This window comes from Nocardia tenerifensis NBRC 101015, from assembly GCF_000308715.1.
GTDB lineage: Bacteria > Actinomycetota > Actinomycetes > Mycobacteriales > Mycobacteriaceae > Nocardia > Nocardia tenerifensis.
Window position 1 is genome coordinate 37,874 of record NZ_BAGH01000198.1, and the last position, 9,234, is coordinate 47,107.

Sequence of the window (9,234 nt, forward strand, 5' to 3'; positions counted from 1 at the left end):
CAGCCGGGCGTTCGGCATAGCGGTCATCGGCTCCATGAGCACCGGCCCGCCGGATGCCCTGACCTGGGCCGCACTCTGTCGGCTGGCCCACGGCCCAGTTGGCTGACTATCGCCGTCCTGTGCGCCGCCTTGCTCGTCACCCAATCAACCCCGCGTGCCGGCGAATTAGCACCTCCGCCGAGAGATTCGGCACCGCGCCAGGTTATTCGGCGTCGCTCCTGGGTAGTTCGACACCGGCTCTAGCTGTTTCAGCACTGCCCTCGGCTGTTTCAGCACTGCCCTCGGCTGTTTCCGCACTGCCCTCGGGTGATTCAGCACCGCCCTGGGTGGTTGGCATCGGCCTTGTTTGAATCGGCACGGCCCTCGGCCGAATCGGCACGGCCCTCGGCCGAATCGGCACAGCGCCGGGGTGCTCGGGCATCGCCTCCGAGCGATCCGCACGGTCCTTAGGGCCGTTCGCCCGCGCCTTCTGGCACTGCCATTGTCCACCACCTGGGCAATCGGTCGGCACACCGAATCCTCCTCCCGTACTATCGCGATCGGATACACCGGCCGGGGAGATGTAAGGAGGACGGTGTGGGACCTCGCATCCGCAACGGGACCCTGTGGTTGCGACGCTTCGCCGGAACGACGCCGGGGGTGATCGCGGCGTTCGCCGTCGTCTCCGTCGTGCTGTGCCTGCTCGCCGGTTTCACGTGCGCGAACCAGATGAGCGGTAAGAGCGCGCGCCGCGACGTCGCGCTCGAGCGCACCGAGCCGCTCGCGTTCGCCGCGCAGCGGCTGTACGTGGCGCTCTCGGCCGCCGACGCCTCGGCCGCCACCGCGTTCCTGTCGACCGGCATCGAGGCCCCCGAGCTGCGGCATCGCTATCAGCAGTCGCTCGCCGACGCGGCCGTCGCGCTCGCGGAGGCGACCGCGGGGGTGTCGGACGAGCAGACCAGGCAGATCGTGGCCCGGATCGCCGCGGACCTGCCCGCCTACACCGGCCTCATCGAGACCGCGCGCGCGAACAACAGGCAGGGCTACCCGGTGGGCTCGTCCTACCTCAGCGCGGCGTCGGAGGTGATGCAGAAGTCGTTGCTGCCCAACGCCGAACGGCTCACCGCCGACAGGTTCGCCGCGGTCCGCGAGGACCAGCGGGCCGTCGCCGCGCTGCCCGCGCTGAGCATCGCGCTGATCGTGCTCGTGCTGCTCGTCTGCGCGGCGGGCTCGTGGATCCTGTTGCGGCGCACCAATCGGCTGGCCAACGCGGGCGTCCTGGCCGCGGCGGGCGCGGCCGTGCTCGCGCTGCTGTGGGTGGTCACCGCGACGAGCGTCGCGGCGAACGCCATGGACACCGGCGCGTCCGGCGCGAGCAACCGTTTCGAGTCCCTGGCGAAGGCGCGCATCGCGGCTCAGCAGGCCCGCACCGACGAGACCCTGCAGCTGATCACCCGCGGCGATATCGCGGCGGGCGAGGACAGCTACAACCGGCACGCCGCCGAACTGCGCGAGCGCCTCGGCGCCGTCGTCGGCCCGGAATCGGCCGCCGCACAGGAACTCTCCCGGTGGACCGACGGCCACCGCGCCCAGATCGAGGCCTATCAGGCGGCCGACTATCGGGCGGCGCTCGCGCAGGCGATAGGCGCGCAGCCCGACTCCTCGGCCTCCCGGTTCACCGCGCTGGACCGCTCGCTCAACGACAACATCACCCAGGCCCGGCTCGATCTGCGCGGCGGGCTGCGGACCGCGGGCAACGCGCTGATCCTCAGCCCGTTCGGCACGCTCGTGCTGCTGGTGCTCGCCGCGGCCGCCGTGGTGGTCGGCGTGTGGCCCCGGCTGAAGGAGTTCCTGTGAGGACACATCCGCTGCTCGCCGCGCTGGTCGTCGGCGCGAGCGTGCTGATGACGGGGTGCGGCTCGGGCGAGCTGCCCGCGTCGAGCACCTTGGACGCGGTGGACCCGCAGCCCGCGGGCGCGGCGGAGATCACCGCGGCCCCGCAGGCCGAGGGCGGCTGCGACACCGAGGCGACCCTGCGGCCCGGCCCGCTGCCGAGAGCCGGTGCGATGCCGCCGAACTCGCCGATGGCGGCGATCGTGGCGAATAAGCGGCTGCGCGTCGGCGTCGATCAGAACACCTACCTGTTCGGCTTCCGCGATCCGGCCACCGGCCGCCTCGAGGGCTTCGACATCGACATCGCGCGCGAGATCGCCAGGGCGCTTTTCGGCGATCCGGACAAGATCGAGCTGCGCTCGGTGACGGCCGCCGAGCGCATCCCCGCGCTGCGCGACAAGCAGGTCGACATGATCGTGCGGACGTTCTCCGCGACCTGTGAGCGCCGCCGGGAGGTCGACTTCTCGGCGGTGTATTACCGTGCGGCGCAACGCATTCTGTCCCCGCGCGCGTCCGGCATCGCCTCGGCGCGAGACCTGGCGGGCAAGCGGGTGTGCGTGGCGCGCGGCACCACCGCCGCCGCGCCGCTGTTCGCGCTGCCCGAACGTCCCGTGGTGCTCGGCGTGACCAACTGGACCGACTGTCTGGTCGCGCTGCAATCGGGTCAGGTGGACGCGATCAGCGGCGACGAGCCGATCCTGTCCGGCCTGGTCGCCCAGGATCACAATCTCGAGGTGGTCGGCGACCCCGTCGGCACCGGCGGCTACGCGGTCGGCATGCCCAAGGGCAGCGACGAACTGGTCCGATTCGTGAATGGCGTGCTCGAGCGGATGCGCGCCGACGGCACCTGGCGGCGGATCTCCTCGGCCCGCCTCGGCGCACTCGGCCAGGCGCAGGACCCGCCAGAGCCACGGTATGTGGGATGAACGGGACCATCATGGAGCCGCTCACCCTCATCGAGATCGATCTCGAATTGGCCAGGCGCGCCGCCGAAGCCGACTCGATCGTGGCCACCCTGCTCGAACTGGACAAGCATCAGGGGCTCACCCTGGTGCGCAACTACCCGCCGTCCGGGGTGACCGAGGCGCGCTGGCTGCCCGTGCGCGACGCGCTCGCGCTGATGTGGGAGGACCTCGGGCGGATGCGCGCCATCCTGGACTCGGCGCGCGCGGTGCGCGGCACCCGCGCCAAACTCGACGACGGTCAGCGCGCCCGGCTCACCGAGTTGCTGCGCGGGCGTCCGCACGAGCTGTCGCGCACGCCGATTCCGCTGGTCGAGCGCTCGCTCACGGGTCCGAGCGAACACGTGCTGTTCGTCGGCCTCGCCGATACGCTCGAGCGCATGCGGGCGACCTTCCCGATGATCGCCGAATTCCTGGACGCGGTGGACAAGGTGAACTCCCGCGTGATGACGGGACTCGCGCCGCTACAGGACCAGCTCGACCGGGCCGGGGCGGCGACTCCGCGGCTGCGCTCGATCGGCGACGGCATCGCCGAGCTGCTCAGCCGCTCGGCCACCGACCCCCTCGCCCTCACCACGGCCGAGATAGACGCCCGCTTGGCCGAACTCGCCGACGCCCTCCGCCGCGAGTCGGCCACGCTCGCCGAACTCGCCGCGATGAAGGCGAATTGGCCCGCGGCGGTCGCCGCCGCACGCGCGAGACTGGACGCCGTGCAGGCCACCCGGGACCGGGCCGCGCGCGCCAAGGCGGAGGTCGAGCGCACCATCGTGTCGAGTCCGCTGCCGGTGTCGCCGAACGATATCGGCCCGCTGCGCGCGCAGCTCGACGCGATCGCGGACAACCCGGACGCCGCGCCCGCGCTGCTGGACCTGGGCGGTCGGATCGACGCCGCCACCTCGGCCGCGGCCGCTGCCGAGGACCTGGCCCAGGGCCTGCTCGACCGCCGCGGCGAGCTGCGTGGCAGGCTGGCCGCCTACCAGGCCAAGGCGGCGCGTCTCGGCGTCGGCGAGGACCGCGACGTGATCGCGGCCCATCGGATCGCCGACGGGCTGCTCGCGCGCACACCGTGTGATCTGGCGGCGGTCACCCGCGCGGTCGCCGACTACCAGCAACTGATCGCGGAGAAGGCGGGGAGGCGACCGTGAGGACATGCACCGAACCCGGCTGCGCGGGCACGATCGAGGACGGCTACTGCTCGGTGTGCGGGACCGCGCCCGCCGAGGCGACCACGGTCCACTCGACCCCGGCGCCGGCGTCGAGCCGGGGCGCGCAGGCCGCCGAGGCGGCGTCCGCGAAGACCGAGCCGACCACCGCCGAGGCGGCGCACCGTCGATGCGCCGAACCCGAGTGCGGCGGAACGATTCTCGACGGCTACTGCGAGGTCTGCGGCACCGCGCCCGCCCCGGAGACGGTCGAGACGGTGTCGGCAGGCACCCGCGGCACGCGCGCGGGCTCGCGTTCGGTGCGCACCGGTCGTTCTTCGTCCAGGTCGAGCAGGCGCGGGCGGCTCGGCGCGGGCATGGTCGAGGTGCCCCGCGTTCCGCGCATCGACCCGGCCACCGCGATCATGACCGACCCACAGGTCCCGGAGAGCAAGCGCTTCTGCGGCAAGTGCGAGAAGCCGGTCGGTCGCGGCCGGGACGGAAAGCCCGGCCGCACCGAGGGTTTCTGCGCCAACTGCGGCACCCGATTCTCCTTCGCGCCCAAGCTGGCCAAGGGCGACCTGGTCGCCGGCCAGTACGAGGTCGCGGGCTGTCTCGCGCACGGCGGCCTCGGCTGGATCTACCTCGCGATCGACCGCAATGTCAGCGACCGCTGGGTGGTGCTGAAGGGCCTGCTCAACTCCGGCGACGCCGACGCCATGCTCGCGGCGGTGGCGGAGAAGCGCTTCCTCGCCGAGGTGGAGCACCCGAGCATCGTCAAGATCCACAACTTCGTCGAGCACGCCGGGGCGGACGGCGTCGCGGTCGGCTACATCGTCATGGAGTACGTCGGCGGCACCTCGCTCAAGCAGATCCTGCGCGCGCGCCGCGACGCGGGCGCCGGATTCCTGCCCCCGGCGCAGGCGATCGCCTACGTGCTGGAGATGCTGCCCGCGCTCGGTTACCTGCACTCGCTGGGCCTGGCCTACTGTGATTTCAAGCCCGACAACGTGATGCAGACCGACGAGCAGCTCAAGCTCATCGACCTGGGCGCGGTGATCGCCATGGACGATGAGGACAGCCCCATCTACGGCACCATCGGCTACCAGGCGCCCGAGATCGCCGAGACCGGCCCGACCGTCGCGACCGAGGTCTACACCGTCGGCCGCACGCTGGCCGTGCTGCAGATGGACGTGCCGCAGCAGGGCGGTCACTTCGGCGCGCTGCCCGGCCCGGACACCGAACCCCTGCTGGCCACCCATGATTCGCTGCACCGATTCCTGTTGCGCGCCACCGACGCCGACCCCGACGCGCGGTTCGCCTCGATGGAAGAGATGTCCGATCAGCTGACCGGGGTGCTGCGGGAGGTGCTGTCCGCCGAGGACGGGGTGCCGCGGCCGGGCATGTCGACCTACTTCGGGCCCTCGCGCGCCGTCTTCGGCGTCGACGCGCCGGTGGATGCCGCGAATATTGTTGCCGCCCTGCCGGTTCCGCTGGTCGACCCGACCGACAGCGCGGCCGCGCTACTGGCGACCACGAGCGGCACCACCCCGGCCGAACTGGAGCATGCGTTCGAGGCCGGGCTGCGCTCGGTCGTCACCGGGCGCGGCGCGTCGACCGAGATTCCGTTGCGGCTCATCCGCGCCGCGATCGAGGTGGGCGACACCGCCGAGGCCGACCGGCGGCTGACCGAGGTGGCCGCGACGCTGCCGGGAGATTGGCGGCTGGCCTGGTATCGCGGCGAAAGCCGTTTGCTCGCCGGTGATTTCGCGGCGGCGAGCGCGGAATTCGACGCGGTGTACGCCGCGCTGCCCGGGGAGGGCGCGCCCAAGTTGGCACTGGCCGCAGTTGCCGAGCTGTCCGGCGCGGCGGCCCCCGAGACGGCGGGATTCAACGCCGCGCAGGAGAAGCGCAGAGCCGCAAGCTATTACGAGACGGTGTGGCGGACCGATCGCACGTATCTGAGTGCGGTGTTCGGACTGGCCAGGCTACGTGTCGCCGCGGGCGATCGCGACGGAGCGGTCGACGTACTCGATCAGGTCGACGCGGGCTCGGCGCTGTTCACCGAGGCGCGGATCGCCGCGGTGGAGACGATCCTGAACGGCCGCACCGCCGACGAACTCAGCGAGCCGATCCTGCGCGACGCGGGCGAGCGGGTGGCCCGGCTGCGGCTGGACTCGAAACGCCGTGGCGCACAGGTGCGTCTGCGCGTGCTGCGCGCCGCGCTGGACTGGCTGAGCGCGGGCCACACGCCCGGCTCGCCGGACCCGTTGCTCGGCGCGAACCTGGATCAAGACGGCGTCCGCACCGGATTGGAGCGCTGCTACCGAGACCTGGCCCGGGAGACCGACGACATGTGGGAGCGATTCGCATTGGTAGAGCAGGCCAACACCGTTCGGCCGAGGACCAGGTTATGAGCACCGGGGTCGAATTGCGCTGCCCCGCCTGCGCCGCCGAGGTGGACCCGCGGGATCGGTTCTGCGAGAACTGCGGACAGGAACTGGGCGGCAAGCGCGTCGCGCTGCCGAACCACGAGCCGGGCCCGCCCACCGCGTGCGACGGCTGCGGCGGACTGCGCTACGACGGCGACGGCTACTGCGTCGACTGCGGGCAGCTGCGCGGCGCGCCGGACCGCTTCGACGCCGACCTCGGCGCCGTCGCGGTGGTGACCGATCGCGGAATCTCCCACGCGCGCAACGAAGACGCGGTCGCCGCGGCCGTCCTCGACGGCACTGGCGGCGGCCCGAAAGCCACGGTGATCGTGGTCGCCGACGGGGTCTCCTCCTCGGAGGACCCCCAGGTGGCCTCGGGCACCGCGGCGCGCACGGGCGTCGAGGCGTGCCGCACCGCGCTGCTGGACGGCCTGCCCTCGGCCGAGGCCGCGATGGCCGGCCTCGCGGCGGCGACCCAGGCGGTCCGCGATATCGGCGTGGCCGACGGCCACGCGCCCTCGTGCACCTACGTCTCGGCGGTGGTGCGCGCCGACGCGGACGGCACCGAGATCACCGTCGCGAATGTCGGTGACAGCCGGGCCTATTGGCTGCACGCCGACGCGCCCGACGATCCGGGCAACCCGCCGTCGCAGCGGTTGACCTCCGACGACTCGTGGGCCCAGGCCCTGGTCGACGCGGGCGCGATGGACGAGCACGCCGCGATGAACGACCCGAGGGCACACACCCTGATCCGCTGGCTCGGCGCGGACGGCCCGGCGAAGCCGTGGTCGGACAACTGCCTGCGCACGCTGCGCACCACCGGCCCCGGCGTGCTGCTGCTGTGCAGCGACGGGCTGTGGAACTACCTGTCCGACGCGACCGCGCTCGCCGAGGTGGCCACCGCGACCGCCCCCGCCGTCGCCGCGCGCGAACTCGTCGAGTTCGCCCTGCGCTGCGGCGGCAGCGACAACATCACCGTCGCGATCGTTCCCGTTCCATGGTCACAGCCAGGAGAAGTACAGTGAATTCCGTTGCAGGCAATGGCATCTCGGTCGCCGTAGATCAGAACGAGTACCTGGCCGATGGCGTCGGCACCGTCGACGCGGTGGTGACCGTCGAGACAGGCGCCGATCTGGTGGTGGCCGCGCCGCCGCGGGAACGGCTGGAGATCCTCATCCTCGACTGCTCGGGGTCGATGGCCACCGGGCGCAAGTTTCCCGGCGCGCGCCAGGCCGCGCTGGCCGCGCTCGACGTGATGGCCGACGGCACCAAGTTCGCCATCGTCGAAGGCACCGCCATGGCGCGGCTGGCCTTTCCGTCGAATGTGCCGTCCCTGCCCGCGAATCGGGAGTCGCGCGCGGCCGCGCGGCGCGCGCTGGACAAGCTCTCGCCCGGCGGCGGCACGGCGATGGGCACCTGGCTCGGCCTGACCAGGCAGCTGGCCAAGAAGCACCCCGACGCCATGGTGCACGCCATCCTGCTCACCGACGGCAAGAACGAGCACGAGGAGCCCGCCGCGCTCGCCGCGGAGATCAAGCAGTCCGAGGGCGTGTTCACCTGCGACTGCCGCGGCGTCGGAACCGATTGGCGGGTAGACGAATTGCGCACCATCGCCACCGCCCTGCACGGCACCGTCGACATCGTCGCCGACCCGGCCAAGCTGGCCGCCGACTTCGCCGCCATGATGCAGGGCTCGATGGCGAAGGCGATTCCCGAACTGACACTGCGGGTCTGGACGCCCGCGGGGGCGAAGGTGCGCTTCGTCAAGCAGGTCGCGCCCACCATCACCGACCTCACCGCGCGCCGGGTGGAGACCGGGGCGCAGGTGGGGGAGTATCCGCTCGGGGCGTGGGGCGCGGAGGACCGCGACTACCACGTGCAGGTCGAGGTGGAGCCGGCCGCGCCGGGCCGAGAGAAACTGGCCGCGCGGGTGAGCGTGGTCAGCGGCGAGGAGGTGCTCGGGCAGGGCTTGGTGAAAGCGGTGTGGACCAACGACTCCGAGCTCTCGGCCCGAATCAGCAGGCGCGTAGCGCATTACACCGGTCAGGCGGAGCTGGCACAGGCCGTGCAGGAGGGGCTGGCCGCGCGCAAGAGCGGCGACACCGACACCGCCACGGCCAAACTGCGGCGCGCGGTCCAGCTCGCCGCCGAGTCGGGCAACGAGAGCACCGCGAAGCTGCTGCGCGGCGTGGTCGAGGTGGACGAGCACAACGGCACGGTCCGGCTGCGCGCCAGCGTCGCCGCCGCCGACGAGATGGCCCTCGACGCCCGCTCGACCAAGACGGCAAGGGTACGAAAGGAGGGATAGTGGCCGTTACCTGTCCCGACGGGCACACGTCGACCGCCACCGACTACTGCGACGTGTGCGGCACGCCGATCAGCACGACCGAGCCGCCGACCGCGGAGTCGGCCCCGCCGTGCCCATCCTGCGGCGCGCCGATCAGCGGCCGCTTCTGCGAAGTGTGCGGGCACGATTCAGCGTTACCCGCCCCGGCCGTCCGCCCCGATCTGCTGATGACGGAAGCCGTGGCGGCCGCGTCCGGCACGCCTGTCACGTCCGGCACGTCCGTGGTGCCCGGCGCGCCTGTCGAGCCTGGTACGCCTTTCGCACCTGGCATGCCCGGTACACCCGTTGCGCCTGGCACGTCCGCCGCGCCTGGCACGCCGGGCATTTCTGGCACACCGAGCACGTCTGGCACAACGGGCACGTCCGTCGCGCCGGGCATTTCTGGCACACCGGGCACAGCGGCCACGTCCGCCGCACCGGGCATACGGGGCACGTCTGCCGCGCCTGGCACGTCTGCCGCGCCTGGCACGTCTGCCGCG

6 protein-coding genes and 1 pseudogene are annotated in these 9,234 nt (G+C 72.2%); 6 read left to right on the forward strand and 1 reads right to left on the reverse strand.

The features are described 5' to 3' along the window. The first annotated feature begins 576 nt into the window (after window positions 1–576). From ON39_RS16945 to ON39_RS16970, 6 genes are read left to right on the forward strand one after another with little or no spacing between them, the layout of a single operon-like run. Window positions 577–1,836, forward strand: coding sequence for a GlnX family signal transduction membrane protein (locus ON39_RS16945; protein WP_246003172.1), 1,260 nt, complete (start codon window positions 577–579; stop codon window positions 1,834–1,836). Continuing rightward, window positions 1,833–2,798 carry a glutamate ABC transporter substrate-binding protein gene (locus ON39_RS16950; protein WP_040735202.1) on the forward strand — a complete coding sequence of 322 codons (966 nt, stop codon included), beginning with the start codon at window positions 1,833–1,835 and terminating at the stop codon, window positions 2,796–2,798. The genes ON39_RS16945 and ON39_RS16950 overlap by 4 nt, the downstream gene beginning before the upstream one ends. Next, complete coding sequence (locus ON39_RS16955; protein ID WP_040735203.1) at window positions 2,795–3,979, forward strand: hypothetical protein; 1,185 nt, start codon at window positions 2,795–2,797, stop codon at window positions 3,977–3,979. Before ON39_RS16950 ends, ON39_RS16955 begins: the two co-directional genes overlap by 4 nt. Next, entirely contained in the window at window positions 3,976–6,393 is a 2,418-nt protein-coding gene (locus ON39_RS16960) for a serine/threonine-protein kinase (protein WP_211336468.1), read from the forward strand. Before ON39_RS16955 ends, ON39_RS16960 begins: the two co-directional genes overlap by 4 nt. Continuing rightward, window positions 6,390–7,433 (forward strand): PP2C family protein-serine/threonine phosphatase, encoded by a 1,044-nt coding sequence (locus ON39_RS16965; protein WP_040735204.1) that lies wholly within the window; start codon window positions 6,390–6,392, stop codon window positions 7,431–7,433. Before ON39_RS16960 ends, ON39_RS16965 begins: the two co-directional genes overlap by 4 nt. After that, window positions 7,430–8,716: a vWA domain-containing protein gene (locus ON39_RS16970; RefSeq protein WP_040735206.1), complete on the forward strand. Its 1,287-nt coding sequence runs from the start codon at window positions 7,430–7,432 to the stop codon at window positions 8,714–8,716. The genes ON39_RS16965 and ON39_RS16970 overlap by 4 nt, the downstream gene beginning before the upstream one ends. Window positions 8,717–8,759: 43 nt before the next feature. Here ON39_RS16970 and ON39_RS51160 read toward each other — a convergent pair. Further along, a pseudogene (locus ON39_RS51160) lies at window positions 8,760–9,234 on the reverse strand (hypothetical protein); the annotation flags it as partial.

Excerpts from the sequence above, each read along its gene's own strand:
- ON39_RS16955 (WP_040735203.1), top strand. The coding sequence starts at position 2,795 with ATGAACGGGACCATCATGGAGCCGCTCACCCTCATCGAGATCGATCTC.
- ON39_RS16965 (WP_040735204.1), top strand. The coding sequence starts at position 6,390 with ATGAGCACCGGGGTCGAATTGCGCTGCCCCGCCTGCGCCGCCGAGGTG.